A 26,308-nucleotide genomic window follows, 5' to 3' on the forward strand; every position below is an offset into this window, starting at 1 on the left:
ACCGCTAGGTCCTTCGCTCACGCTCAGGACGACACCGTATGCGAACGATCCTTTCTCTTTCCCTGATTCTCTGCCTGCTGGGCGCTGCGCCCGCGTCGGCCAACGAAGCCGCCGCCTGGAGTGCGCTGCGCACGGGCAACGCCATCGCGCTCATGCGCCACGCCGACGCACCCGGCGGCGTCGGCGATCCGCAGGGCTTTAGGCTCGAGGACTGCGCCACCCAGCGCAACCTCAGCGCCAGGGGCCGCACCGAAGCCGCCGCGGTCGGCAAAGCCTTCCGCGATCGCGGCGTGAAGCCCGCGCGCATCCTGAGCTCGCCGTGGTGCCGCTGCGTCGACACCGCGAAACTGATGGATGTCGGCACCGTCGAGCTCGAGACCACCTTCGGCAATCCCGTCGTATGGACGGACCGCCGCGAGGCGATGGCCAACGGTGCCCGCACCATCGTTAGCGCCTGGACGGGACCCGGCGCGCTCCTGGTGCTGACCCACGGCGCGCTGATCGCCCAGCTCACCGGCTACAATCCGGCCTCAGGCGAGATCGTCGTCGTCGACAACACGCTGAAGGAAATCGGCCGCATACCAGTGCCGAGGTGATCTCCCTTCCCCCGGTGGGGGAAGGTGCCCGAAGGGCGGAAGGGGGATGTCGAAGACGAACGCAGGAGTCCGTCTTCGACATCCCCCTTCCGGCGCTACGCGCCACCTTCCCGTTCCGGGGGAAGGTAGAGTCTAAGCCGCTGGCCCGGCAGCAGGTCGTAGGGCGCGCGCCAGCCTGGCAGCGCCGCGACGCGCGCCAGCCAGGCGGCGATGGCGGGATGGGTGGCGGCGAGATCGTAGCCGCTCTCGTGCGGCGGAAAGCACAGATAGCCGGTCATCGACAGGTCGGCGACGCTTGCGTGCCCGCCGGCGACGAAGGGTTGCTCCTGCAGGTGGCGATCGAGAACACCGAGGAAGTCGTCGAGTCGCCGGCGCAGCCAGGCCAACACCGCCTGATCGGGCGATGGCGTGAAGGCGCGCAGGTAGCGGTAGGTCGCCATGTAGCCGCTGAGCTTGTGGTTGTCCCAGAACAGCCAGCGCAGGATCTCGAAGCGCTCCGCCTCGCTCACGCCGCCGAAGCGGTCGTAGCGCTCGGCCAGGCGCAGCAGGATCGGCGCGGTCTGGGTGCAGCGCGCGCCGTCCTCCTGCAGCACGGGAATCTCGCCCATGCGGTTCACGGTGTCGCGCCACGCTGCAGTGCGCGTCACGCCACCGCCGAAGTCGGTCCACACCGGCTCGAAGCTTTGGCCGCACAGCGTGAGCATCAGCGCCAGCTTGTAGCTGTTGCCGGACTCGGGGAAGTAATGGAGGCGATAGGTCGTCATGCGGGCGCGACCATAGGTGCCGCGCGCTCGGCTCACCATTCAGTCCTGCGACCGCTGCCTTCAGGAAATCTCAAGCCGCCTGCGCGAGCAGCCAGTCGCGGAACTTCCCGTAGCTGCGATCGACGACGCGATCCTGGCGATGCACGAGATGGAAGCTGCGCGAGAGCGTCACAGTTTCCGGCCACAGCCGCACCAGCCGGCCACTGTCGAGATAGCGCCGCACGATGGGATCGAGGCCGATCGCGATGCCCAAGCCGGCGATTGCCGCCTCGTAGACCAGCTGGAGATTGTCGAAGCTCCGGTAGCGCTCGCGGCTGAACGCGGCGCCGGACAGGCGGCTCCACTCCGGCCAGAAGTCCGGCTGGTGGTTGGAGCCGATCAGCACGTGCTTTGACAGGTCGTGCGGCGTGCGCGGCCGCGGCGCGTAGGTCGGGCTTGCCACCGGATAGGCCTCGACCGGCAGGAAGCGCAGGCATACCAGTCCCGGCCATGGTCCACGCCCCAGGCGGATGGCGGCATCGAGGTCGGGACGCATCCGCAGATCGACGACGTCGCCATCGGTCTCGAGCTCGACCGACATGGCGTCACGCACCAGGCGCGGCATCAGCCAGTTCACCGCGAAGCTCGGCATCACGCTGATCTTCAGGGGTCGGGCCCTCGCCGACGCCTTCGCTGCTGCGCTGGCCTTCAGCAGCTGGTCCCAGGCCGGGGCGACCTCAGCGATATAGGCAGCGCCCGCATCGGTGAGCGCCACGCCGCGCGGCAGGCGCTGGAACAACCGCATGCCGAGATGGCGTTCCAGGATGGCGATGCGGCGGCTCACCGCCGGCACGGTGATGTTCAGCGAGGTCGCCGCGGCGGCCAGGCTCGCGGCGCGCGCCACGGATATGAAGGCCTCGATCGATCGTAGCGGCAGTGGGCTCGTCATTTCTGTCCATCCTGCCCTTCCAGATTAGCGCGCTGCGGCTCGGCCCGCGATCCGCTAGGCTCGCCCCGCACCATCAGGGACATCCATCCGTGAGCACCAACCGCGCCCGCGTCCTGTTGTGGACCGACAACACCGCCGCCTACCTCGACGCCGTGAAGGCGGCGGGCCTCGCTGACCGCGTCGCCATCGACACGCTGTCGCGCAAGGACAAGCCCTCGGCCGACCAGCTCGCCGCGACCGAGGCGATGATGGCCGGCGCCGTGCCGGCCGGCCTGCTGCCGAGCATGCCGAAGCTGCGCTGGGTGCAGGCGATGAGCGCCGGCGTCGAGGGCTGGCTGGCGCTGCCCGACCTGCCGACCGGCCTGACGCTGACCTGTGCGCGCGGCACGCACACCGAATCGATGCCCGAGAACATCATCGGCGCGCTGTTCTACGTCGCCAAGCCCTACGCCGCCGCGGCGGCGAGCCAGAAGAGCGCGAAGTGGACGCACATGGTCGCCCAGCCGCTCACCGGCAAGACCCTGGGCATTCTCGGCCTGGGCGCGATCGGTGCGGAGGTGGCGCGCATCGCCGCGGCGCTGGGCATGCGCGTGATCGGCACCCGGCGCACGCCGGGCACGGTGGCCAACGTCGCCGCGGTGCTGCCGCCGGAGCGCACCGACGAGCTGCTCGCGCAATCCGACTTCGTGCTGCTGCTCCTGCCGGCGACGCCCGCCACCGACAATTTCATGGACGCACAACGCTTCGCCCGGATGAAGCCCACGGCGTGGCTGCTGAACTTCGGCCGCGGCCACACCATCAAGGATGCCGACCTGATCGCGGCGGTGAAGGACAAGACGATCGCCGGCGCGCTGCTCGACGTCTTCCGTCAGGAGCCGCTGCCGTCGAGCGACCCGCTGTGGACCGCCGAGGGCATCATCGTGCTGCCGCATATCGGCGGCCCGCATCCGCAGCGCGACCGTTTCGTCGCGAAGCTGTTCGTCGACAATCTCGGCCGCTTCCTCGACGGCAAGCCGCTCAAGGAAGTGGTCGACCGAGCCGCGGGGTACTGAGATGGACGGCATCGTCGTCGCACCCGAGATCTCCCGGCAGATCGCCGCTGACTGGCTCGCCGCCTTCGCCGCCGCCCTGCGCGAGGGCAAGCCCGATGCCGTCACCGCGCAGTTCCTGCCCGACGGCCATTGGCGCGACGTGCTCGCCTTCACCTGGCGCATCGGCACGGCCAGCGGCCGCGAGGCCATCGCCGCGATGCTTCGGGACAATCTCGCACGCACGAAGCCGACCGGCCTGCACCTGCCGGCGCATCGCGCGCCGCCGCGCCGCGTGCGCCGCGCCGGCGTGGAGTGCATCGAGTCGATCTTCAGCTTCGAGACCGCTTTCGGTCGCGGCGACGCGGTGGCGCGCCTGGCGCCGGACAGCGACGGTGTGTGGCGCTGCTGGACCCTGGTGACGACCCTGGAGGAGCTGCGCGGCTTCCCCGAGATCGCGCCGCAGGATGTCGACGATGCCGAGCGCTACTCGCGTGACTTCGGCGGCGAGAACTGGCTCGACCAGCGCCAACGCGCCATCGCCTACGACGATCGCGATCCGGTGACACTGGTGGTCGGCGGCGGACAGGCCGGCCTCGCCGTCGCCGCGCGGCTGAACCAGCTCGGCATCGACACGCTGATCGTCGACAAGCATCCGCGCATCGGCGACAACTGGCGCCTGCGCTATCACGCGTTGACCCTGCACAACGAAGTGCACGTCAACCACATGCCCTACATGCCGTTCCCGCCGACCTGGCCGGTGTTCATCCCCAAGGACAAGCTGGCCAACTGGTTCGAGGCCTATGTCGAGGCGCTGGAGCTGAACTACTGGACCGGCACCGAGCTGATCGGCGGGCGCTACGACGACAACGCCGGCCACTGGGTGATCCGGCTCAGGCGCGACGGGCAGGAGCGCGTGGTGCGGCCGCGCCACGTGATCTTCGCCACCGGCGCCAGCGGCATTCCGATCAGGCCCGACACGCCGGGGCTCGATTCGTTCAAGGGCGCAGTGATGCATTCCGGCGCCTACACCGAAGGCGGCGAGTGGAAGGGCCGGCCGGCCATCGTCGTCGGCACCGGCAACAGTGGCCACGACGTGGCGCAGGATCTCTGCGCCAGCGGCGCGCAGGTCACCATGGTGCAGCGCAGCCCGACCTATATCGTCAGCCTGAAGGAGGCGCAGAAGGTCTATTCGATCTACAACGAAGGCATCGCGTTCGAGGATTGCGACCTGATCGCCACGGCGATGCCCTATGCGGTGCTGCGCCAGGCCTACCAGCTCTCGACCGCGGAGATGCGCGAGAACGATCGCGACCTGCTGGCCGGCCTGCGATCGCGCGGCTTCAGGCTGACCTATGGCGAGGACGATACCGGCTTCCAGATGATGTATCTGCGGCGCGGCGGCGGGTACTACTTCAACGTCGGCTGCTCCGACATGATCGTCGAGGGTCGTGTGAAGCTGGTGCAGCACGACGACATCGACCGCTTCGTCGCCGATGGCCTCAGGCTGAAGGACGGCACCGTGCTGCCGGCCGAGCTCGTGGTCACCGCCACCGGCTATCGCAACCAGCAGGACATGGTGCGCGCATTCCTCGGCGACGCCGTCGCCGACCGCATCGGCCCGGTCTGGGGCTTCGACGAGGGCGGCGAGCTGCGGAACATGTGGGGCCGCACGAAGCAGCCCGGCCTGTGGTTCACCGCCGGCAGCCTGGCGCAATGCCGCATCTACTCGCGCTACCTCGCGCTGCAGATCAAGGCGACGGAGGAAGGTCTCCTTCCTCCGTCGTCCTGAGTGAAGCGAAGCGAAGTCGAAGGACCTACGCCCAGCACGCACATCGGCGTCGTCGACGGAGCGCCACTCACACGGAGGAAACACACATGGCCGATCCGATCGTCTTCTCGGGCAATGTCGACTGGTCGGGCGAGAATCCCGGCATCTCGCTCAAGGACAATCCCGACGGCCCGTTCGTCGCGCTGGCGAGCTTCTTCCGCGTCGTGCTGTCGCCGCACGGCCAGGGCCATGCGCTGGTGCTGCTGCAATCGCCGCAGGACGCCAATGGAACCGGCAATGTCTGCTATCACGACAACGAGGCGCTGGCGCGCTACCTGATCGCCGGCTTCGTCTCGAACTTCGGCGCCTGGAAAGGGCTGCCCGGCCTCGCCGGCATCAAGTACCTCAGGGCCGACAGCTTCACGTCCTCGGGCGATCCGCTCGCCAGCTACAGCGAGACGGTGAAGGCGGGCGACACATCGGTGGTGCTGAACTGGAGCGGGCTGGGCAAGCCGTTCTGCTTCGCCCTGCCGCCCGACAAGTCGGCCACCGGCAAGCACCACATGCCCAGCCTCTTCGTCGGCTGCCAGGACGCCACCATCACCGTCAACGGCCGCAAGCTGTCGGGCAGGCCGGTGCCGCGCGAGGTCGCGGGGCACAAGATCAGCACGGCGATGCTGGCCTTCTCCGAGACCTGGATCTCGGTCTGAGGGCGCGGCCATGCACGAGGAGATCCTGGACATCGCGACCCGCGACGGCGCGATGGAGACCTTCGTCTGCCGCCCCGAGCGCGGCGATGCCTGCCCGCCGGTGCTGATGCTGATGGACGCGCCCGGCATCCGCGAGGAGCTCTACGATATGGCGCGGCGGCTGGGCACGGCGGGCTATGCCGTGATCCTGCCCAACCTCTATTACCGCGCCGGCCGCGACACCAAGTACGGTCCCGACGTGCTCACGCGCGACAGCGACGAGTACAAGCGCATGCGCGCGGTGCGCACCAAGATGACCATCCCGCCGATCATGGACGACGTGCAGGCGATGTTCGCGTTCATCGACTCGCGGCCGGACATCAGGAAAGGCCCGGTCGGCACGCACGGCTACTGCATGAGCGGCCCCTACTCGCTGGCCGCGGCCGCGCGCTATCCCGAGCGCATCGCCGCGGCGGCCTCGTTCTACGGCACCTGGCTGGTGAGCGACGCGGTCGAGAGCCCGCATCTCAATCTCGGCAAGGCCAGGGGCGAGCTCTACATCTCCTGCGCCGAGCACGACGAGCTGGCGCCGCCCGACATGGTCAAGGAGCTCAAGCGCCTGTTCGACGCCTCGGGCGCCAAGGGCGAGCTCGAGATCCAGATGGGTGTGCACCACGGCTTCGCCTTCCCGCAACGCTGGTGCTACGACAAGCCGGCGGCCGAACGCCACTGGGAGCGCCTGATCGCGCTCTACCGGCGACGGCTGGGCTGACGAGGCTTCTGTCATCCCGAGCGCAGCGAGGGATCCAGGCAGCTTCCCTGGATCCTCGTTGCGCTCGGGATGACAGTCCTTCCGAAATCAGGACGCCGCGCGGAGCTTCAGCGCCAGGTCGGGCCGGTCGGTGGTGACGGCGCGGATCGGCTGGGTCAGCCAGTACGCCAGATCTTCCGGGCTGTTGGGCACCCAGGCGGCCAGGCGTTCGCTGCCGGCGCGATCGAGGCAGAGCGGCTGCGTCAATGACAGCAGCGACTTCTCGACCGCCAGCATCAGGCCGGGAATGGCGAGGAAGCGGTCGAGCGTGCGCTCGATACCGCCCAGCAGCTCGGCCGAGCGACGGTCGAAGGACGCCAGCAGGCGGATGTCGGGCGCGATCGCGTGAGCGCGCTCAAGCACCCCGGGCGCGAAGCAGGTCAGCACGGCGTGCGCTTCCAGACGCCGGCGGCGCACGACATCGATCAGCCGCTGCTCGAGGCCGTGATAGGCGTTGCCGCGCGCATCGGTCTTGATCTCGATATGCAGCTCCAGGTCGCTGTCCTGATGGATGTCGAGCACCTGCTCGAGCGTCGGCACGCGCTCGCCGCCGGCGTCGCGCAGCTCGATCGCGGTGGCCTCGGCCAGGCTGCGCTCGCCGACCGGACCGCTGGCCTGCGCCGTGCGCTCGAAGGTCGGGTCGTGGATCACGATGATGCCGCCGTCGCGTGTCTGGTGCACGTCGAACTCGACGGCGTCGACACCCAGCGCGCGCGTCTCGCGGAAGCCGCGCAGCGAGTTCTCCGGCCAAAGGTCGCGCGCGCCGCGATGGCCGACGATCATCACCATGGGCGCCTGCAGCCGTTCACTTGCTGCTGTCGACCAGGCCCTTCACGAACCAGCGCTGCAGGGCGATCACGACGATCACCGGCGGCAGCATGGCGAGCAGGGCGGCGTTCATGGCGATGTTCCAGGCCGGCTCCATGTCGGCGCGCGGCACCAGATGCTTGAGCCCGATGACCACGGTGGCCATGTCCTTGTCCGTCGTGAACAGCAGCGGCCAGAGATACTGGTTCCAGCCGTAGAGGAACAGGATGATCGACAGCGCCACGATGTTCGACACCGACAGCGGCAGCACGATGCTGCGCAGGAAACGCAGCGGCGAGGCGCCGTCGAGCCTCGCGGCCTCGCACAGCTCCTCGGGAATCGTGAGGAAGAACTGGCGGAACAGGAAGGTCGCCGTCGCCGAGGCGATCAGCGGCAGAATCAGCCCGCCATAGGTGTTGATCATGTTCCATTCGATGGCGATCTCGTAGCGCTTGCCGGTGAGCGGCGAAAGCCAGGCGCCGACATCGAGGGCGTCGATCAGCCACTGCAGCGGCAGGGCGGCGTTCGACACCGCCTCGAAGGTCGGCACGATGCGCACCTCGACCGGCAGCATCAGCGACGTGAAGATCAGCCAGAACGCCGTCATGCGGAAGCGGAAGCGGAAATAGGTGATGGCGAAGGCCGACAGGATGGAGATCGCCACCTTGCCCACCGTGATGCCCACCGCGACGATGGCGGAGTTGAGGAACAGGCGGGTGAAATTGCCCTTGGCCCAGGCGGCCTCGAGATTGGCCCAGTACTGGTCGCCCGGCAGCCACGGCAGGGGCACCTTCTGCACGTCCGCGATGGTCAGCGAGCCGGCGACGATGGCGAAGTACAGCGGCAGGCAGATCAGCGCCGCGCCCAGCACCAGGATGGCGTGGCAGATGAAGTCGAGAGTGGGCGCGCGCTCGACCATGGTCAGACGTCGTAGTTGACGCTGCGCTCGATGTAGCGGAACTGCAGCACCGTCAGCACCAGCGCGAAGGCCATCAGCATCACCGACTGCGCCGCCGAGGAGCCGAGGTCGAGATTGATGAAGCCGTCCTGGTAGACCTTGTAGACCAGGATGTTGGTGGCCCCGGCCGGCCCGCCCCTGGTCACGGCGTCGACGATGGCGAAGGTGTCGAACAGGCCGTAGACGAAGTTCATCACCATCAGGAAGAAGAAGGTCGGCCCGAGCAGCGGGATGACGATGCGCACGAAGCGCAGGATCGGCCCGGCGCCGTCGACCGCCGCCGCCTCGATCAGCGACTGCGGCACGGCGAGGATGCCGGCGAGCAGGAAGATGTAGTCGTAGCAGATGTGCTTCCACGAGGCGGCGGCGATCACCAGGATCATGGCGTGATCGCCATTGCGGTTGGGATCCCAGGGGATGCCCAGGGCGTGCAGCAGATGCGCCAGCGGCCCGACCGCGGGATTGAACAGGAAGGCCCAGAGGATGCCGGCGATCACCGGAGCGATGGCATAGGGCAGCAGCAGGATGCCGCGATAGGTGCCGCGGCCGCGCACCACGCGGTCGGTGGCGAAGGCCAGCACCACGGCGACGAACAGCGTGATGGCGCTCTGGGCGATGGTGAAGACCACCGTGACCCAGATCGAGGACTGGTACTCCGGGCTCGACAGCAGGGCGGTGAAGTTGTCGAACCAGACGAACTGCGAGCGCGCGCCGAACGGATCGGCGAGCAGGAACGCCTGCGCCAGCGCGCGGATCGCCGGAATGAAGAAGAACAGCGCCAGGATCAGCAGCTGCGGCAACAGCAGCAGATAGGCCGTGCGCGGCTCGCGGAAATGCGCGCGCTTCAGTCCGCTCTCGCGTGCCGGTGCTGCCTTGGCCATGATCTCTCGCCGTCGGGCGCCGGCGGCAAGCCGGCGCCCCGTGCCCTGTACCCTAGTACTTGCCCGCGTGCAGCTTCTCGTACTGGCGCAGGATCTCGTTGCCGCGGCGCACGGCATCGTCCATCGCCTGCTGCGGCGTTTTCTTGCCGGCGACCACCGCCTCGAACTCCTGGCGCTGGGCGAACATGATCTGCGTGAAGTTGCCGAAGCGGAAGCCGACCGAGTTGGCCGTCGGCGTGCCGCGGCTGAGCTGCAGCACGGCGATCTCGCGCGTCGGGTTCTTGTCGTAGTAGCCGGTCGACTTGGCGGCCTTGTAGGCGGCGTTGGTCAGCGGCACGTAGCCGGTGACCTGGTGCCACCACACCTGCAGGTCGGTGCTGGCGAGGAAGTTCATGAAGGCGGCGACGCCGGCATACTCCTCCGGCTTGTGGCCCTTCATCACCCAGACGGTGGCGCCGCCGATGGTGCTGTTGCGCGCCGTCACGCCCTGCTCGTGCGGCAGATAGGTGGCGCTCCAGGCGATCTTGGCGTTGCGCTCGACCGAGCCGTGCGCCGCCGTCGAGGCGATGAAGGTCGCGCACTTGCCCGAGGTGTAGAGCTGCTCGGGACTGAAGCCCTGCCCTGCCATCTGCATCACGCCGTCGTCGAGCCACTTCTTCAGCCGCGCGATCTGCGGCACGACAGTGGTCTTGTTGAACAGCAGCTCGGTATCGAGCCCGTCAAAGCCGTTGGACTTGGTCGCGTAGGGCTGGTCGTTGATGGCGCTGTAGTTCTCGATCAGGCTCCAGTGGTAGTCGCCGGCCAGCGCCGAGCCGCACTCGGCGATGCCCTTGGCCTTGATCTCGTAGAGCTGCTTCTCGAGCTCCTGCCAGGTCGAGGCCGGCTTGCCGAATCCCGCCTTCTCGAAATGGTCCTTGTTGTACCAGAGGATCGGCGTCGAGGAGTTGAAGGGCATGGTCATCAGCTTGCCCTTGTGCATGTAGAAGCCGGCCACCGGCTTGATGAAGTCGTCCCAGTCGACCTTGTAGTTGTTGTCGGCCATCAGCTGGTGCACCGGCACGACGGCGTCGGACAGCAGCATGGTCATGAAGCCGCGCTCGTAGATCTGCACCAGATGCGGCTGGCGCTTGGCGCGATAGGCAGCGATCACGCCGTTGATCACCTCGTCGTAGTTGCCCTTGTTGACGGCGACGACGGTGTACTTGGTCTGCGAGGCGTTGAATCTCTGCGCCACCTCGTTGGTGCGCTCACCCAGCACGCCGCCCATGGCGTGCCACCACTGGATCTCGATGCGCTGCTGCGCCTGGACCGACGGCGCCGCCGCCAGCCCGATCGCGGCCAGCGCCGCCATCATCGTCCGTCTCGCGATGGTCATGCTTCCCTCCCTGTGTCCGAACCGTTGCCGAAGACCTCGTGGATCGCCCGCTCGAGCAGGCCGGCATCGGCCAGCAGGTCGAGCAGGGTGTAGCGGCGCCGGATCATGCGGGCGCGCTCGATGTCGGCGCGTAGCTTTCCGGGCATCACGCCGATCGCCTCGGGCGTCGACGGCGCGCCGCAGGCGGCGAGCGCCGCGCGCATCGCCGCCGGCGCCGGCAGACGCGCGCCCAGGCGCTCGCGCAGGCCCGGCCAGATCTCGACGAAGCGCCGCAGCCGCTGGCGCAGCCGCGCCGGATCACGGCGCTTGGCCGCCATCTCCGCCACCGCGCGATCGGCCAGCGCCGTGCCGCTGAACGCCGACCGCACGCGCTGCTCGACCGTCGGCCATCGCGGCTGCGCCGCCAGCACCGCGTCGATGTCGGCCACCGGCCGATCCTGCGCCAGCAGCCATTCATAGAGCGCCAGCATCACGACGCAGCCGATGCCGACGCACACGCCGTGCGAGACCCGCTCGCCGCCGACCGACAGGCCCCCCATTTCCCACAGATGGGCGAATTGGTGGTCGCTGCCGCTGGCCGGTCGTGAATTGCCGTGCGCCTGCATGGCGAAGCCGGAGACCAGCAGCCCGCTCACCAGACCGTGCAGGGCGCCGCGATCGCCGCTTCTCAGCCCGGCGGGATCGCCAAGCCAGCCGGTCAGGCGATCCTGCACCATGGCGAAGGGTCCGGGGTTGATCGCGTCCTCACCCAGCGCATCGGCCAGCAGCCAGTCGGCGCCGGCGACCACCTTGCCGGCGAGATCGCCATAACCCCACGACGCCATCGCCGGCGGCGCCTGGGCGATCACGTCGAGATCGGCGACCACGGCCAGCGGCGGCGGGCAGTCGAAGGTGCGCTTGAAGCAGCCATCGAGCAGCGCCGCGCCCGATGCGGCGTAGCCGTCCATCGACGCCGCAGTGGCGGCGCAGAGATAGGGCCGGCCGGCCAGCGACGCCGCGTACTTCACCAGGTCGCCGACCACGCCCGATCCCACGGCGAGGGGAATCGTGCCCCCGTCCAGTCGGGCGGCGAGGTTCTGCGCCAGGTAGACATGCGGCTTCAGGCGGGGCGCGCCGGGCATGACGATCGGCTCGGCCACCGCCAGGCCGGCGCCGCGCAGGATGGCGTCGGCCGCCCGGCCGGCCGCGGCGAAGGTGTTGTCGTCGGCGATCACCACCAGCCGTCGATGCCCCGGCGCCACCGCGGCCGCCGCGGCGAGCGAATTGAGCGCGCCGGCGCCGACCGCGACATGCCGTGTCACCGCCGCCGCGCGCACCGCCTCCGCCAGAAAGCCCGTGCCGCCGTCCATGGGCACACCATCGAACATTTGTATTTCATACGCAACAAATGTTTCGCATCGATGACGAAGGCGCCGGGATGTGGAATGCTGGCGCCATGAACGACGCCGTCCATTCATCGGATGCCCCCGACGAGCAGCTGCCGATCCGGGTGGCGTGGCTCTATCACATGGAGGGCCTGACCCAGGCCGACATCGCCGACCGGCTGGGCATCACGCGCCTGCGCGTCAACCGCCTGCTGGCCGACGCCCGCGCCAGCGGCCTGGTGCGCGTGACGCTCAACTCCAGGCTGGCCGATTGCGCCGCGCTCGAGCAGGCGCTGTGCCGCGATGCCGGGCTGGCGCATGCGGTGATCGTGCCGACGCCCGACGACATCGACCTCGTCGCCGGCATCCTGGGCCAGGCGGCGGCGGGCTACCTCTCGCGGCACCTGCGCGAGCACAAGGTGAGCGGTGTCGCGTTGGGCTGGGGCGCCACCCTGCGCGAGACCATCCGGCACGTCGATTCGATGCGCCGGCCGGAACTCTCGGTGAGCTCGATGATGGGCGGCCTGACGCGCGGCCTGGAGCTCAACACCTTCGAGATCGCCAGCGACCTGGCGCGGCGGCTCAACGCGTCCTGCCACTACTTCGCGGCGCCGATCTACGCCGGCAGCCCGCGATCGCGCGACACCATCCTGGCCCAGGACGTCTTTCGCGAATCGCTCGACCGCGTGCGCTCCAGCGACATCGCGCTGCTGAGCGTCGGCGATCTCGGCCGTCGCTCGCTGCTGATCCGCTACGGCCTGCCGCGCGACGTGCCGGTGGCCGAGCTGCGCGCCGCCGGCGCCGTCGGCGACGTGATGGGCCAGTTCCTCGACGCCGACGGCAAGCCGGTCGATCACCCCCTCAATCGACGCGCCATCGCGCTGCCGCTCGACGAGCTGCGCCGGATCCCCACGGTCGTGATCGCCTCGGGCGGTGCCAACAAGGTGCGCATCATCGCCGCCGTGCTGCGCGCGCGGCTGGCCAGCGTGCTGGTGTGCGACGAACGCACGGCCTCGGCGGCGCTCGACATCGTGCGCGGCTGAGCATGTATCTCGGCATCGACATCGGCACGTCGGGAGTGAAGAGCGTGCTGGTCGACGAGGAAGATGCGATCCTGGCCGAAGCCAGTGCGCCGCTCGGCGTCTCGCGGCCGCGACCGCAGTGGTCGGAGCAGGATCCGCGCGACTGGTGGCGCGCGACCGAGGCGACGCTCGACGCGCTCGCCGCCGGGCATCGCGAGCTGATGGGCCGCGTTCGCGCCATCGGGCTGAGCGGCCAGATGCTGGGCGTCGCGCTGCTCGATGGCGAGGGCGAGCCGCTGCGGCCGGCCCTGCTGTGGAGCGACGGCCGCGCCGCGCGGGATGGTCACGCGCTGGAGGCCGAGATCGCCAGCTTCGCCAGCCTGACCGGCGCACGGGCGATGGCCGGATTCTGCGCGCCCAAGCTGCGCTGGTTGACCCGGCACGAGCCGGAACACGTCGCCGGTGCACGCTGGATCCTGCTGCCCAAGGATCACGTGCGCCTGCATCTGTGCGGCGAGGCGGCATCGGATCGCGCCGACTCCTCGGCGACGCTGCTGATGGACACGACAGCGGGCGACTGGTCCGACGCGATCCTCGAATGCTGCGGCGTGCGGCGCGCGCAGCTGCCGCGACTGGTCGAGAGCGCCGAGCCCGCCGGCACGCTGCGCGCGACGCTCGCCCGGCGCTGGGGCTTGCCGCCGGACACGCCCGTCGCCGGTGGCGCCGGCGACAACATGTGCGGCGGCGTCGGGGCCGGCGTCGTCGCCGACGGCGATGCCTGCATCAGCCTCGGCACCTCGGGCGTCTATTTCGTCGCCAATCGACGCTTCGCGCCCTCCCTCGATCACGGCATGCACACGCACCGCCATGCCGTGCGCGGCCTCTACTGCCAGCAGGCCGTCGTGCTCAGTGCCGCGGCCGCGCTGTCCTGGGTGGCCGGGATCGTCGGCGCGCACGACATCGGCGCGCTGGTCGCCGAAGTCGAGCAGGCGGACATCGCCTCCGACGAGACGCCGCTGTTCGCGCCCTATCTCGGCGGCGAGCGCACGCCGCACGACGATCTCTCGCTCACCGCGGCGTTCGCTGGGCTCGGCTTCGCCACCGAGCGCCTGCATCTGGTGCAGGCGGTGATGGAAGGCGTCGCGCTCGCGTTGCGCGACTGCCAGGACGCGCTCGAATCGGCCGGTGCGACGCCGGCGCGGCCGATGCTGATCGGCGGCGGTGCGCGCAGCCGGCTGTGGACTTCGCTGATCGCCAGCGCGCTGGATCGCACCTTGTCAGTTCCCGATGGCAGCGCGACGGGACCGGCGCTGGGCGCCGCACGGCTGGCGCGCGCGGCCGTCGGCGGGAAGCTGGTCGCGGCGCACCCGGCGGGCCGTGCCGTCGCGCCCGATTCGGCACGCCGCGACGCCCTGGCCGCCAAGCGCGGCGCGTTCGCCGATCTTGCAGGACGTCAATCGCGCTGAACCCATTGCGGGGCCGGCCCCGACTTGGGCAATCTCGGCTCGCGAATGGTTGTCGCGCGGGAGGGCGCCATGAAGATCGGCTTCTTCGATGATTTCCGGCTGGGCGTGGTCAAGGGCGACGCGATCGTCGACGTGGCATCGGCGGTGTCCGACATCCCGCGCGTCGGACCGCACGACCTGATCAACGGCCTGATCGAGCGCTTCGCGGAGTATCGCTCCAGGCTCGAGGACGCCGCCGACACCGGCAGGGCGGTGCCGCTCGCCAGCGTACGCATCCGCCCGCCGCTGCCGCGGCCGGTGAACATCGCCTGCATGGCGGTGAACTACATGGAGAACGGCACGCTCAAGGAGCCGGCGCCGATCAACGGCTTCCACAAATCGCCCAACGCCATCATCGGCAACGGCGACACCATGGTGCTGCCCGACGTGCCGGCGACGATCTTCGAGGGCGAGGCCGAGATGGCGCTGGTCATCGGCAAGCGCGCGACCAGGGTCAAGGCGGCCGACGCCATGGACCACGTCTTCGGCTACATGAACTTCATCGACGGCTCGGCGCGCGGCCTGCCGCCCTCGGGCAACGTCTTCTACCAGATGAAGTCGCGCGACACCTTCGCGCCCATCGGCCCGTTCATCGTCACCAAGGACGAGATCGCCGATCCGCAGAAGCTGCGCATCCGCCTGTGGATCAACGGCGTGCTGAAGCAGGATTTCAACACCGACGACATGGCGCACAAGATCCCGCGCTGCGTCGAGTGGGTGAGTTCGCTCCACTCGCTGGAGCCCGGCGACATCCTCGCCACCGGCACCAACCATCGCGGGCTGAGCTCGTTCCAGGACGGCGACAAGGTCGAGATCGAGACCGAGGGGCTGGGCCGCCTGGCCTTCAGCGTGAAGGACGAGCTCAAGCGCACCTGGGCGCGCGAGACGCGGCTGGAGCGCCAGGAGAAGAAGGCGGCGACGCCGACCACGCCGCAGCTCACCGGCAAGTACGCCGCCGCGGCGTCGTAACGCTTAATCCCTTCCCCCGGAGGGGGAAGGTGCCCGAAGGGCGGAAGGGGGATGTCGAAGCCGAACGCAGGAGTCCGGCTTCAACATCCCCCATCCGGCGCTGCGCGCCACCTTCCCCCTCCGGGGGAAGGTAACAACGCTAAGCCGTCACCACGTAGCCGTCGCGGCGCGGATCGCAGGCGCCGGTGCGTGCGCCGGTGGTCGGATCGAGGGCGATGGCCTGCATGCCGCCCACCTGCATCGTCCATTCCGGCCCACGCCTGAGGTTGTGGCCGCGCTGCTGCAGGCCATCCATCACCGCCGGCTCGACCCGCGCTTCCAGCATCACCGCGCGGCCGTCGGTCAGCCGCGCGCGCGGCGCCTCGATCGCCTCCTGCAATGGCAGGCCGTAATCGAGATGCTGCACCACCGCCTGCACCTGGGTCTGCAGGATGCCGTAGCTGCCGGGCGTGCCCAGCACCAGGGCCGGCTTGCCGTCGCGCAGGCCGATCGAGGGCGCGACGCACACCGGCAGCGGACCGCCCGGCTTTGAGCGGTTGGGGCTGTCGGGCGTGACGTCGGCCCAGTACAGGAAATTATTGAGGCAGATGCCGGTGCCGGGCACGACCACGCCCGAGCCGAACATGCTGCCCAGGCTCTGCGTCACGCACACCAGGTTCCCGTCGCGATCGGCGATCGAAAACGAGGTGGTGTGGCCATCGGCCGGCGGCGGCGTCCACTGCTCGGTCGGGCCATCGACCACCTTGCCGTCGCGCACGCGGGCGCGCAGGCCGGCGACGTGATCCTCCGACAGCAGATGGGCCAGCTTCTGGCTCGAGGGATTGTTGTTGGCGATGCGCACGCCGGCGGCGACGCGGATGGCGCGCAGCACCGTGTCGAGGTGATCGACGCCGTTGCGCGGCATGCTCTTCAGGTCGAAGCCCTCGAGGATGCGCAGTGCCAGCAGGTACTGGAACGCCTCGCAGGGCGGCGGCGGCACGTGGATGTCCATGCCGCGATAGGAGGCGGCGATCGGGTCCTGCCATTGCGGCTTCACCGCCTCGAGGTCGGCCATGGTGATGCAGCCGCCCAGCGATTGCAGGTGATCGACGACGATGCGGCCCAGCGCGCCGCCATGCAGCAGGCCCGGCCCGTCCTTGGCCAGCGCCTCGAAGGTGCGCGCGAGATCGGGCTGCCTGAGGATGTAGCCGGGCGCGACGCGGCCGCTGCCGTCGGTGTAGTTCTTCGCCCAGGTGCCGAAGAGCGCCTCGTGGCGGCGCAGGTCGGCGCCGCCGCCATTGGTCTCCTCGACGTTGAACTCGATCAGCGGAAAGCCGTCGCGCGCGACGGTGATCGCCGGCGCGAACAGCTCGGCCAGCGACTTGCTGCCGTAGGTGTCGACCATGGTGCACCAGCCGGCGAGATTGCCCGGGCTGCCGACACCCAACGCGCCGCGCGCCACGTCCTCCCGACGCTTGAGCTTGTCGACCGGAAAGCCGCCGGGGATCATCGGCAGGAAGTCGAGCACGCGCACGCGCTTCTCGGCGGCGACGTAGCAGGTCGCCAGCCCCTGGCCTGCGAGGCCGGACATGTAGGGCTCGACGACGTTGAGCGTGGCGGCGGTCGCGGCGGCGGCGTCGAAGGCGTTGCCGCCACTGGACAGCACGCGCGCGCCGGCGGCGGCGGCCAGCGGATGGGCCGCGGCGACGACGCCGTGCATGGACGAGATGGTCGGACGTTTGCCGTGCAAGATGGCCTCCCCTGGGGTCGGCCGATCTTGCGATGAACGGCGTCCGCTACGGCAAGCGGATTTCGCGACGCTGCAGTCGCGAATCGGAAAGGCTCAGCCTGTCCAGTCGCTCACCGCGGGCTCGCGCACCGGCGGCTGGCGGCCGTCATAGGCTGCGGGCGCGGTGCCGACACCGATGAAGCCGAGCAGGCTCTCACCTTCGACGATGCCCAGCGCCTTGTGCACGAAGCCATCGTAGGCGTTGGCGCCGGTCACCCACATGCCGGCGAAGCCCAGCGCGTGCATGGCGTTGAGGATGTTGGTCGCCGAGGCGCCGGCCGAAAGCAGCTGCTCGACCACCGGGATCTTGTGGCCGGGCTGGGTGCGCGCCACGACGGCGATGACCAGCGGCGTGGTGCGCGGCCAGGTGCGCACGCGCTCCAGCAGGCCGTCCTCGGCCTCGGGCTCGCGCTGCCGGGTCGCCTGCGCGAAGAGGTCACCGAGCTTCGCGCGCGCCGGCCCGCGCACCAGGATGAAGCGCACCGGCTTGAGGTTGCCGTGATCGGGCGCGCGCATCGCGGCCTTCAGGATCAGGTCGATCTGCGCCTGATCGGGACCCGGCTCGACCAGCAGACGGGGTGGGACGGAGATGCGCGACAGCAGGCTGTTCAACGCATCGGGGTTATCGCGCGGCAGGGCCCGCGCCAGTGCTTCAGCGGCCATGGGGAACACATAGTGTAGCTGAGAACGATTCGCAACTCCTGGGCAAAAGAAAAGCCCGCTTGCGCGGGCTCTTCCTGAGGGGGCGTTCGGAACCGCTTAGGCGGCCTTGGCCGGCGTGACCTTGGCGTAGCCGTCGCGGACGGCCTTCTCGATCTCACCATAGCCCTTGCGCGCGATGTCGGCGATCTCGCGGACCTGCTCGACATTGGCCTTGCCGTAGTCGCGCACGAACTCGAGCTGCACGTTGGTCGCCTCGCCCAGGCACTTGGCGCCGGCGAGCTTGGCGATCATGCCCAGGGTCGCCTCGACGTTCTGGTGCGCGGCCTTCATCAGGCTGTTGGTGATCTGGGCCGAGCCGTTCAGGGTCAGGCCGGCGACGTCGTAGACGGTCGCGGCGACACCCTCGGCGCCGGTGTGAACGCGCGCGGCGCGCTCCTTGCCGGTCTCGGTCGCCTTGCGCACGAAGTCGCGCGCGGCCTCGGGAATCTGGGACACGACGTCGTTGAGCGTCGCGGTCGGGTTCGGATTGCTGGTCTCGGTCATGTCTGTCTCCATCCTCGAATGAGCTATGGCCTGGGTTCGCGTCCGCGGTTCGGCCCGCGATGGAGAAGACATACACCGTCTCGTGCTGCAATGCAACATCGATTATATTGCGACGCAACAACGCAGATGCGAAGACGTGATTTTACCCGATTTGTCAGGCAATTAGCCGACCGCCGGAGAAAGCGAGCCCTGCATGACCATAGCCCTGACGACCGACGGCGCCCGCGACGCGCTGCGCCTGCGCGAACTCAGGCGCACGCGGGCCGCTGCGACCGGCCTGCTGGTCGTCTGCCTGCTGGTGCTGGCCGGCGCGCGCTATGCCGAGCGCTATCATCCCGGCTTCGCCTTCCTCGCCGCCTTCGCCGAGGCCGCCGCGATCGGTGGCCTGGCCGACTGGTACGCCGTCGTCGCCCTGTTCCGCCGACCGCTGGGCCTGCCGATCCCGCACACCGCCATCGTGCCACGCAACCAGGCGCGCATCGCCGACAGCCTGGGCGAGTTCATCGAACGCCACTTCCTCGCCGACCAGCCGGTCGCCGCCAAGCTGCGCGAGGTCGATTTCGCCGCCATGGTCGCCGACTGGCTGGCCGATCGTCGGCAGAGCGACGATCTCGCACGCTTCATGCTGCGGCTGCTGCCGCAGGCGCTCAACGCCATGGAAGGCTCGGGCCTGCGCGGCTTCCTGGCGAAGCGCGTGGTCGAGCGGCTGGAAACCGTCGAGATCGCGCCGCTCGCCGCCGGCCTGCTCGATGCCGTCACGCACGATCGCCGGCACCAGCGCATCCTCGACGAGCTGCTGGTGGCGCTGGGCCAGTTGCTGTCCAACGCCGAGGCGCTTGACGCGATCCGCGACAAGATCCGCAACGAGCTGCCGACCTTGTTCCGCCTGTTCCAGGCCGACGCCTATGTGCTGCGCAAGCTGGTGACCTCGGTGTCGGCGTTCCTCGACGAGGTGCGCGCCGACGAAAGCCACGCGGTGCGCGGCGAGTTCGATCGCTTCATCGCCGCCTTCATCGACAAGCTGCGCACGTCGCCGGACTACGCCCAGCGACTCGACGGGCTGCGCAAGGATCTGCTGGCGCGGCCGGAGATCCGCACCCTCGCCGAAGGCATCTGGGAGAGCGTGCGCGGCTTCATCGAGCAGGAGACGCAGTCGCCGTCATCCATCGTGCGCGGCGCGCTGACCGACCTGCTGGTCGAGATCGGCGGCAAGCTCAGCGAGGATCGCTCGATCCGCGCCGACATCAACGAGGGCATGGTGACGGTGCTGCGGGCCTTCGTCGCCAACCAGAAAAGCGGCATCTCGCGCTTCGTCGCCGACCAGGTGAAGTCATGGCAGGTCGATCAGCTGATCCACATGATCGAGCTCAATGTCGGCCGCGACCTGCAATACATCCGCTTCAACGGCGCGCTGATCGGCGGCCTGGCGGGGCTCGGCCTGCACACGGCGGAGGTGTTGATGCGGCTGGCTTAGAGTTTACCTTCCCCCGGAGGGGGAAGGTGGCGCGGAGCGACGGATGGGGGATGTCGAAGACGGACTCCTGCGTTCGGCTTCGACATCCCCCTTCCGCCCTTCGGGCACCTTCCCCCTCCGGGGGAAGGGAAGGACCTTAAGCCCGTTCCGGATCGAGATAGACCGCGCGCTTCCAGCCCTCGCGCTCGAAGGGCTGCCAGCCGTCCTCGGGCTGCGCCAGGCGATCGGCGATGGCGTAGACGGCGGCGGGGTTGTGGCCCAGGCCGCAATGGCTGCCCATGATCTCGATGTTGTCGGCCAGCGGGCCGGCCTCCTCGCGGCAGGCCTGCCAGGCGCAGATACCGTCGCTGCGGCTATAGATGGCGGTGCTCGGCACCGGCGGCGCCTCGCGCAGCCGGTCGATGCGCCGCGAGCCGCGTTCCGGCACTTTCTGGCCGCTGGCCCATTCGAAGACGCGCCAGGCATTGGTGGCGCGCGGATCGCCGGCGAAGGGGCTGCCCAGGGTGATCACCTGACGCACCGCCTGTGGATCCTGCTTGGCCAGCTCGCGGGCGAAGACGCCGCCCAGGCTCCAGCCGATCAGGCTGACCTTGCGGCCATAGCGCTGATGCAATTCCAGCAGCCGCTCGCGCATGCCGTCCTCGACGCCCTCGCGCGGCCCCAGATTGCGGCCCAGGCCCCAGCCATGGACGGCATAGCCGCGGCCCTTGAGGAAGGCGCGCAACGGCCGGGTCGAGACGTCGCTGGCGATCAGGCCGGGCAGGACCAGCACCGGATGGCCGTCGCCGCGCGGCGCGGCGTTGAGCAGGGGCAGCGAGCCGACGAAGGCACCCAGCTCCCACAGCGCGCGCCCCTCCAGGAACAGCAGGGTTCGGGACGGCGGGCGCATCGCCTCGGTGGCAGCGGTCATTCAGGGTCTCGCTGTGGTGAACCGGTTCAGGGAATATGAAGGGCCGGGAGCCGAATTCAAGCCTTGGCCGGCAGGGCCGCCGCCTTCAGCTCGGCGTAGGCCTCCAGCAGATGGTCGGCGAGAACGCCGATATCGGGCACCGCCTTGCGGTCGGCGGTGAGGCCGAAATCGAGGTTGCCGAGATAGCTCTGCACCGTGAGGTTCAGCGCGCAGCCATGGGTCGGGATCGACACCGGGTAGAGCGCCGCGACTTTGGCGCCGGCGCCGTAGAGCGGCACCGGCGGACCGGGCACGTTGGAAATGCAGACATTCGCCGCCATCGGCATGACGTCGGCCAGGCCCGAGCGGCCGTAGAGCTCGGTCAGCCCGCGGATCAGGAAGGGCGCGCCGAAGAAGGCATAGTCCTGCGGCATGGCGTTCTTCAGCCCGCCGGCGATCTGCTTGGCGTCGGCCGAGGCGGCCTGGATCGCCTTCAGCCGCTCCAGCGGATCGGCGACGTGGGTGGCCAGGCCGCACATCATGCCGAACACCTGGTTGTTGAGATCGGTGTTGCCCAGCTCGCGCAGCGAGATCGGCACGAAGGCGATCAGCTGCTCGCTGGGCAGCGCGTGGCGGCCCAGCAGATAGCGGCGCAGCGCGCCGGAGCAGATCGCCATCACCGCGTCGTTGAGCTTGCCGCCGGTGGCCTTGGCGATGGCCTTGGCGTCGGCCAGCGGCAGCGAGCGCGCGGCGTAGGAGCGCTCCCGGGTGATGGCGGCGTTGAAGATCGACTTCGGCGCCAGCAGGCTGGGCATGTCCTTGACCGGCGATTTCGGCAGATACGCCTCCATCGGCTGATCCTTCGCCACCTTGGGGAAGAACATGCTGGCGACGTTGCTCATCACTTCGGGCGCGGCGCGCATCATGTCGAGCTGGAAGCGCACCATCGAGGTGACCAGGTCGGCCATCGGATTGCCCGAGGCCACCGACTGGCCCGCCGGCTTGGGCTCGGGCGGCTTCACCTTGCGCGGCTCGGGCGTCAGGTCGTAGATCGCATTGGTGATCACCATGCCGGCGCCGCCGTCGACGGCGGCGTGATGGACTTTCGAGTACAGCGCGACCTGGCCGGTCTCGAAGCCGTCGATGACCACGAACTGCCACAGCGGCCGGCTGCGATCGAGCGTCTGGGAATGCAGCTGGGCGATCATCTGCTCGAGCTGCTCGCGATTGCCCGGCGGCGACAGGGTGACGCGCTTGATGTGGTAGGTGATGTCGATGTTGGGATCCTCGATCCAGCTGGGATGGTGGATGTCGAGGATGGTCGGCGAGAGCTTCTTGCTGAACACCGGCACCAGGTGCAGGCGGCTCACCATCAGGTCGCGAAAGCGCTCGTAGAACGTGCCTTCGTAGCCCTCCGGCAGGTCGTAGAGCGTGAAGCCCGCGACATGCATCGGGGTTTCGGGCGTCTCGAAATAGAGGAAACTGGCGTCCACGCCGCCGAGCCGCGTCATCGCATCCTCCCGTCGCTCGCGCGGCCCGCGCCTTGTGGCGCTTGTCATCGCCGCGCCCGCACCATTTCGGCGCAAAGCCGGCCGGTTGGCAAGCAAGGTGTGGTCACGGGCGTAGTGGCACGCTGCCCGGTATGCTCAAATCACGCCATGGACGAGGTTGTCGTCAGCCTGCGCGAGGTCACCGCGCAAACCGTGGGCACGATCTGCGACCTGGAGCCGCGCGCCGACCAGGCGCGGTTCGTCGCCCCCAATGCAGTCTCGATCGCCCAGGCCCATTTCGAGCCGACCGCCCGGTTCCGGGCCATCTACGCCGGTGATGAGCCGGTGGGCTTCGTGATGTGGCGCCCGACCGGAAAGGACGGCGGCTGCTATCTGTGGCGCTTCATGATCGATGGCCGACATCAGGGCAAAGGGTACGGACGGGCGGCGCTGTCGATTCTGCTGGAGCAGTGTCGCAGTGACGGTTTCCGCCGCATGACGCTGACCTTCTTTCCCGATGAAGGCGGTCCCGGCCCGTTCTATGCCCGCCTCGGATTCCGCGAGACCGGCGATAGCCGACCCAACGGGGAACGCTTCATGGAGCTGACCCTGTAAGGCGACCACGCGCCAAACCCGCCGTTCACGCGCCCGGCTGGGCAAAACGGCCGGCCTTCGCCTAAGGTAGTGCCAACCGTGCACCGGAGGGAAACGCCATGACGATGGCCGGCTCGTCGATTCCGCAGCCACCCGTGCGCCCGATCGTCGGCAATGTGCCGGATGTCGGCCTCGATGTGCCGATCCAGAACATGATGAAGCTGGCCCGCCAGTACGGACCGATCTATCGGCTGGCCTTCCCCGGCCGCGCCGTGCTGATCATCAGCGGGCACGAGATCATTGCCGATGCCTGCGACGAGAGCCGGTTCGAGAAGTACGTTTCCGGCCCGCTCAAGCACATCAGGGATTTCGCCGGCGATGGCCTGTTCACCGCCTACAACACCGAGCCGAACTGGGCCAAGGCGCATCGCCTGCTGATGCCGGCCTTCGGCCCGGCAGCGATGCGCAACTATTTCGAGGATATGGTCGACATCGCCGACCAGATGCTGACGCGCTGGGAACGCTATGGACCGGGCACGCCGGTCGATGTCGTCGACAACATGACCCGGCTGACGCTCGACACCATCGCGCTGTGCGGCTTCGCCTATCGCTTCAACTCCTTCTACCAGCGCGAGATGCATCCCTTCGTCGAGGCGATGGTGCGCGCGCTGGGCGAGGCCGGCAGCCGCGCCAGCCGCGTGCCGCTGCAGACGCGCCTGATGCTGATGACGCAGCGCCAGTACGACGCCGATGTGCGACTGATGATGAAGATCGTCGACGATCTCATCGCCGAGCGAAGGCGGCTGAGCCCCGACGAGGCGCCGCGCGACCTGCTCGGCCTGATGCTGACCGCCAAGGATCCGGTCACTGGCGACCGGCTCGACGACGACAACATCCGCTTCCAGCTGATCACCTTCCTGATCGCCGGTCACGAGACCACCAGCGGCCTGCTGTCCTTCACCACGCATCTGCTGCTCGAGCATCCCGAGGTGCTGGCGAAAGCCCGGGCGGAAGTCGACGCCGTGCTCGGCGATCAGCCGCCGCGCTTCGAGGATGTCGGCAAGCTGGTCTATCTCGACCAGGTGCTGCGCGAATCGCTGCGTGTCTGGCCGACTGCGCCGGCCTTCTCGCTGTGGCCCAAGGACGACACCACGCTCGCCGGCCGCTATCCGCTGAAGAAGGGCGACGTGTTGATCGTGCTGACGCCGTCGTTGCATCGCGACGAAAGCGTGTGGCCCGACCCGGAGCGCTTCGATCCTGACCGCTTCGCCCCGGGCGCACGCGAGAAGATCCCCAGCCACGCCTGGCTGCCCTTCGGCAGCGGCGTGCGCTCCTGCATCGGCCGCGCCTTCGCCTGGCAGGAGGCGTTGCTGGTGGTGGCGATGATGCTGCAGCGCTTCGACATCAGGCGCACCGGCCCCTACGACCTGGTGATCAAGGAAACGCTGACCATCAAGCCCGACGGCGTGAAGATCTATGCCCGCGTGCGCAAGCAGGTGGCGCGCAGCTCGGCCACGCGCACCGCGCCGGCAGCCACCGCCGCGGCGGCCGATGCCTCGAAGCCGTCGGCGCCGTCACATGGCACGCCGCTGCTGCTGCTGTACGGCTCGAACTCTGGCTCGTCGGAAGCTTTCGCGCGGCGCATCGCCAGCGACGGCCAGGCGCGCGGCTACGCCGTGAAGGTGGCGCCGCTCGACGACTACGCCGGCATGCTGCCCAAGGACGGCGCGGTCGGCATCGTCACCGCGTCCTACAACGGCCAGGCGCCCGACAACGCGCGCAAGTTCGCGACCTGGCTGGCGGGCGTGCCCGACGGCGCGCTGGTCGGCGTGCGCTACGCCCTGTTCGGGTGCGGCAACCGCGACTGGAACCTGACTTACCAGTCGATCCCCAAGGAGATCGCCGAGCGCCTCGACAATGCCGGCGCGCAGGCGATCCTGGGTCGCGGCGAAGGCGACGCGCGCGCCGATTTCTTCGGCGACTTCGAGAAATGGTACGCCGATTTCTGGCCCGCCGTGTCGTCGTCGCTGGGCGTCGCCGCGGCGGATGTCGAGTCCGGCCCGCTCTACGCCGTCGAGGTGGTGCCGCATTCGAGCATCGCGCTGGTCGAGGAGAACAAGCTCGGCTTCGCCACCATCGGCGAGAACCGCGAGCTGGTCGACATGACCTCGCCGCTGGGCCGTTCCAAGCGGCATATCGAGTTCGCGCTGCCCGAGGGTGTGACCTACGCCGCCGGCGACTATCTCGCCGTGCTGCCGGAGAACCACCCCGAGCTGGTCGAGCGCGCCGCCAAGCGCATGGGGCTGAGCCCCGACGCCGCCGTCGTGCTGCGCTCCAATCGCGGCGCCATGGCGGCCTCGCTGCCGACCGATCGTGCGGTGAGCGTGCGCGAGTTGCTGGGCCATCATGTCGAGCTGTCGGCGCCGGCGACGCGCAAGAACGTCGAGCGGCTGGCGGCGATGAACCCCTGCCCGCCGCATGCCGCCGAGCTGGCGGCGGTGGCCGAGAACGCGGAGCTGTACCAGGCCTCGGTCCTGAAGAAGCGCGTCTCGGTGCTCGAGATCCTCGAGCACTACGAATCCTGCCAGGTCGGGCTGGGCGAGTTCCTGGAGATGCTGCCGGCGATGCGCGTGCGCCAGTACTCGATCTCCTCCTCGCCGCGCGCCGGCGCCACGAGCTGCAGCCTGACCGTCGCCGTGGTCGACGCCCCGGCGTGGTCGGGGCGTGGCCAGTTCCACGGCACCTGCTCGAGCTATCTCGCCCGGCTGAGAAGCGGCGATCAGGTGCCGGTGGCGATCAAGACGCCCAACGTGCCGTTCCATCCGCCGGCCGACAACGCAACGCCCATCGTGATGATCTGCGCCGGCACCGGCCTGGCGCCGTTCCGAGGCTTCGTGCAGGAGCGCGCCGCACGCCATCGCGCCGGCGAGAAGGCGGGACCGGCGCTGCTGTTCTTCGGCTGCGACCATCCCGATGTCGACCTGCTCTACCGTGACGAGCTGGAGGGCTGGCGGAAGGAGGGCGTGGTGAGCCTCTACCCGGCCTTCTTCAAGAAGCCAGAGGGCGAGATCACCTTCGTGCAGCATCGCCTGTGGCAGGAGCGCGAGCTGGTGCGCGACGTCTTCCGCAAGGGGGCGATCTTCTTCCTCTGCGGCGATGGGCAGTACATGGCGCCCGCCGTGCGCAAGACGCTGGAGGACATCTATCGCGAGGCGGTGAACTGCAGCGAGGAGCAGGCCGCGGCATGGCTCGTGCAGATGGAACGGGCCGGGCGTTACGTACCTGACGTGTTTGCCTAGTCCTTCTTGCCTTCCCCCGGGAGGGGGAAGGTGCCCGAAGGGCGGAAGGGGGATGTCGAAGACGAACGCAGGAGTCCGTCTTCAACATCCCCCTTCCGGCGCTGCGCGCCACCTTCCCCC

Annotated in this window: 23 protein-coding genes; 11 read left to right on the top strand and 12 right to left on the bottom strand. The window is 69.1% G+C overall.

The genetic code is table 11. The annotated features are described in order from the left end of the window. The first annotated feature begins 38 nt into the window (after positions 1 to 38). Positions 39 to 596, top strand: coding sequence for a histidine phosphatase family protein (locus KF889_08110; GenBank protein ID MBX3499391.1), 558 nt, complete (start codon positions 39 to 41; stop codon positions 594 to 596). Between the two features lie 95 nt (positions 597 to 691). On the opposite strand, the gene KF889_08115 is transcribed toward KF889_08110, so the two are convergent. Together KF889_08115 and KF889_08120 are read right to left on the bottom strand one after the other, a co-directional pair. After that, positions 692 to 1,360 (bottom strand): glutathione S-transferase family protein, encoded by a 669-nt coding sequence (locus tag KF889_08115; protein MBX3499392.1) that lies wholly within the window; start codon positions 1,358 to 1,360, stop codon positions 692 to 694. Positions 1,361 to 1,430: 70 nt separating this feature from the next. Beyond that, positions 1,431 to 2,288 carry a LysR family transcriptional regulator gene (locus KF889_08120; GenBank protein MBX3499393.1) on the bottom strand — a complete coding sequence of 286 codons (858 nt, stop codon included), beginning with the start codon at positions 2,286 to 2,288 and terminating at the stop codon, positions 1,431 to 1,433. 89 nt (positions 2,289 to 2,377) lie between these two features. On the opposite strand from KF889_08120, the gene KF889_08125 reads away from it, so the two are divergent. The 4 genes from KF889_08125 to KF889_08140 all read left to right on the top strand — a co-directional run bounded on the left by KF889_08125 (position 2,378) and on the right by KF889_08140 (position 6,548). Further along, positions 2,378 to 3,340 (top strand): D-2-hydroxyacid dehydrogenase, encoded by a 963-nt coding sequence (locus KF889_08125; GenBank protein MBX3499394.1) that lies wholly within the window; start codon positions 2,378 to 2,380, stop codon positions 3,338 to 3,340. Position 3,341: 1 nt separating this feature from the next. After that, positions 3,342 to 5,108 (top strand): NAD(P)/FAD-dependent oxidoreductase, encoded by a 1,767-nt coding sequence (locus KF889_08130; protein MBX3499395.1) that lies wholly within the window; start codon positions 3,342 to 3,344, stop codon positions 5,106 to 5,108. Positions 5,109 to 5,194: 86 nt separating this feature from the next. Beyond that, positions 5,195 to 5,797 (top strand): hypothetical protein, encoded by a 603-nt coding sequence (locus KF889_08135; GenBank protein ID MBX3499396.1) that lies wholly within the window; start codon positions 5,195 to 5,197, stop codon positions 5,795 to 5,797. 10 nt (positions 5,798 to 5,807) lie between these two features. Further along, positions 5,808 to 6,548: a dienelactone hydrolase family protein gene (locus KF889_08140; protein ID MBX3499397.1), complete on the top strand. Its 741-nt coding sequence runs from the start codon at positions 5,808 to 5,810 to the stop codon at positions 6,546 to 6,548. Positions 6,549 to 6,635: 87 nt separating this feature from the next. On the opposite strand, the gene KF889_08145 is transcribed toward KF889_08140, so the two are convergent. Genes KF889_08145 through KF889_08165 form a run of 5 tightly spaced genes read right to left on the bottom strand, consistent with a single transcriptional unit; the run spans position 6,636 to position 11,957 of the window. After that, positions 6,636 to 7,376: a glycerophosphodiester phosphodiesterase gene (locus KF889_08145; protein ID MBX3499398.1), complete on the bottom strand. Its 741-nt coding sequence runs from the start codon at positions 7,374 to 7,376 to the stop codon at positions 6,636 to 6,638. Between the two features lie 16 nt (positions 7,377 to 7,392). Beyond that, complete coding sequence (locus KF889_08150) at positions 7,393 to 8,313, bottom strand: ABC transporter permease subunit (GenBank protein ID MBX3499399.1); 921 nt, start codon at positions 8,311 to 8,313, stop codon at positions 7,393 to 7,395. Positions 8,314 to 8,315: 2 nt separating this feature from the next. Beyond that, positions 8,316 to 9,233, bottom strand: coding sequence for an ABC transporter permease subunit (locus KF889_08155; GenBank protein ID MBX3499400.1), 918 nt, complete (start codon positions 9,231 to 9,233; stop codon positions 8,316 to 8,318). 52 nt (positions 9,234 to 9,285) lie between these two features. Further along, positions 9,286 to 10,608: an extracellular solute-binding protein gene (locus tag KF889_08160; protein ID MBX3499401.1), complete on the bottom strand. Its 1,323-nt coding sequence runs from the start codon at positions 10,606 to 10,608 to the stop codon at positions 9,286 to 9,288. Beyond that, a complete protein-coding gene (locus KF889_08165; protein ID MBX3499402.1) occupies positions 10,605 to 11,957 on the bottom strand; it encodes an iron-containing alcohol dehydrogenase in 1,353 nt (450 codons plus the stop codon). Before KF889_08165 ends, KF889_08160 begins: the two co-directional genes overlap by 4 nt. Positions 11,958 to 12,043: 86 nt before the next feature. On the opposite strand from KF889_08165, the gene KF889_08170 reads away from it, so the two are divergent. The 3 genes from KF889_08170 (at position 12,044) to KF889_08180 (ending at position 15,468) form a co-directional block, all read left to right on the top strand. Then, positions 12,044 to 13,015: a sugar-binding transcriptional regulator gene (locus tag KF889_08170; GenBank protein MBX3499403.1), complete on the top strand. Its 972-nt coding sequence runs from the start codon at positions 12,044 to 12,046 to the stop codon at positions 13,013 to 13,015. A gap of 2 nt (positions 13,016 to 13,017) precedes the next feature. After that, positions 13,018 to 14,460: a xylulokinase gene (gene xylB / locus KF889_08175; protein MBX3499404.1), complete on the top strand. Its 1,443-nt coding sequence runs from the start codon at positions 13,018 to 13,020 to the stop codon at positions 14,458 to 14,460. Positions 14,461 to 14,529: 69 nt separating this feature from the next. Next, the gene (locus tag KF889_08180) at positions 14,530 to 15,468 is read left to right on the top strand and encodes a fumarylacetoacetate hydrolase family protein (protein ID MBX3499405.1); all 939 of its coding nucleotides are present in this window, start codon (positions 14,530 to 14,532) and stop codon (positions 15,466 to 15,468) included. 139 nt (positions 15,469 to 15,607) lie between these two features. On the opposite strand, the gene KF889_08185 is transcribed toward KF889_08180, so the two are convergent. The 3 genes from KF889_08185 to KF889_08195 all read right to left on the bottom strand — a co-directional run bounded on the left by KF889_08185 (position 15,608) and on the right by KF889_08195 (position 18,442). Then, positions 15,608 to 17,167, bottom strand: a complete 1,560-nt coding sequence (locus tag KF889_08185) for a gamma-glutamyltransferase (GenBank protein MBX3499406.1) — start codon at positions 17,165 to 17,167, stop codon at positions 15,608 to 15,610. Between the two features lie 123 nt (positions 17,168 to 17,290). Next, complete coding sequence (locus tag KF889_08190) at positions 17,291 to 17,899, bottom strand: nitroreductase (protein ID MBX3499407.1); 609 nt, start codon at positions 17,897 to 17,899, stop codon at positions 17,291 to 17,293. 96 nt (positions 17,900 to 17,995) lie between these two features. Further along, positions 17,996 to 18,442 carry a phasin family protein gene (locus tag KF889_08195; protein MBX3499408.1) on the bottom strand — a complete coding sequence of 149 codons (447 nt, stop codon included), beginning with the start codon at positions 18,440 to 18,442 and terminating at the stop codon, positions 17,996 to 17,998. A 193-nt stretch (positions 18,443 to 18,635) separates the two neighbouring features. Between KF889_08195 and KF889_08200 the strand changes: the two genes are divergently transcribed. Next, entirely contained in the window at positions 18,636 to 19,916 is a 1,281-nt protein-coding gene (locus tag KF889_08200) for a DUF445 domain-containing protein (protein ID MBX3499409.1), read from the top strand. 136 nt (positions 19,917 to 20,052) lie between these two features. Here the strand turns inward: KF889_08200 and KF889_08205 are convergent, their stop codons facing one another. After that, a complete protein-coding gene (locus KF889_08205; protein MBX3499410.1) occupies positions 20,053 to 20,826 on the bottom strand; it encodes an alpha/beta hydrolase in 774 nt (257 codons plus the stop codon). A 56-nt stretch (positions 20,827 to 20,882) separates the two neighbouring features. Continuing rightward, positions 20,883 to 22,316: a wax ester/triacylglycerol synthase family O-acyltransferase gene (locus KF889_08210; protein MBX3499411.1), complete on the bottom strand. Its 1,434-nt coding sequence runs from the start codon at positions 22,314 to 22,316 to the stop codon at positions 20,883 to 20,885. Positions 22,317 to 22,463: 147 nt separating this feature from the next. On the opposite strand from KF889_08210, the gene KF889_08215 reads away from it, so the two are divergent. Continuing rightward, entirely contained in the window at positions 22,464 to 22,910 is a 447-nt protein-coding gene (locus KF889_08215) for a GNAT family N-acetyltransferase (GenBank protein MBX3499412.1), read from the top strand. A 98-nt stretch (positions 22,911 to 23,008) separates the two neighbouring features. Further along, the gene (locus KF889_08220; GenBank protein ID MBX3499413.1) at positions 23,009 to 26,188 is read left to right on the top strand and encodes a cytochrome P450; all 3,180 of its coding nucleotides are present in this window, start codon (positions 23,009 to 23,011) and stop codon (positions 26,186 to 26,188) included. The last annotated feature ends 120 nt before the right edge of the window (positions 26,189 to 26,308 follow it).

The organism is Alphaproteobacteria bacterium, assembly GCA_019635875.1.
Taxonomy (GTDB): domain Bacteria; phylum Pseudomonadota; class Alphaproteobacteria; order Reyranellales; family Reyranellaceae; genus JAFAZJ01.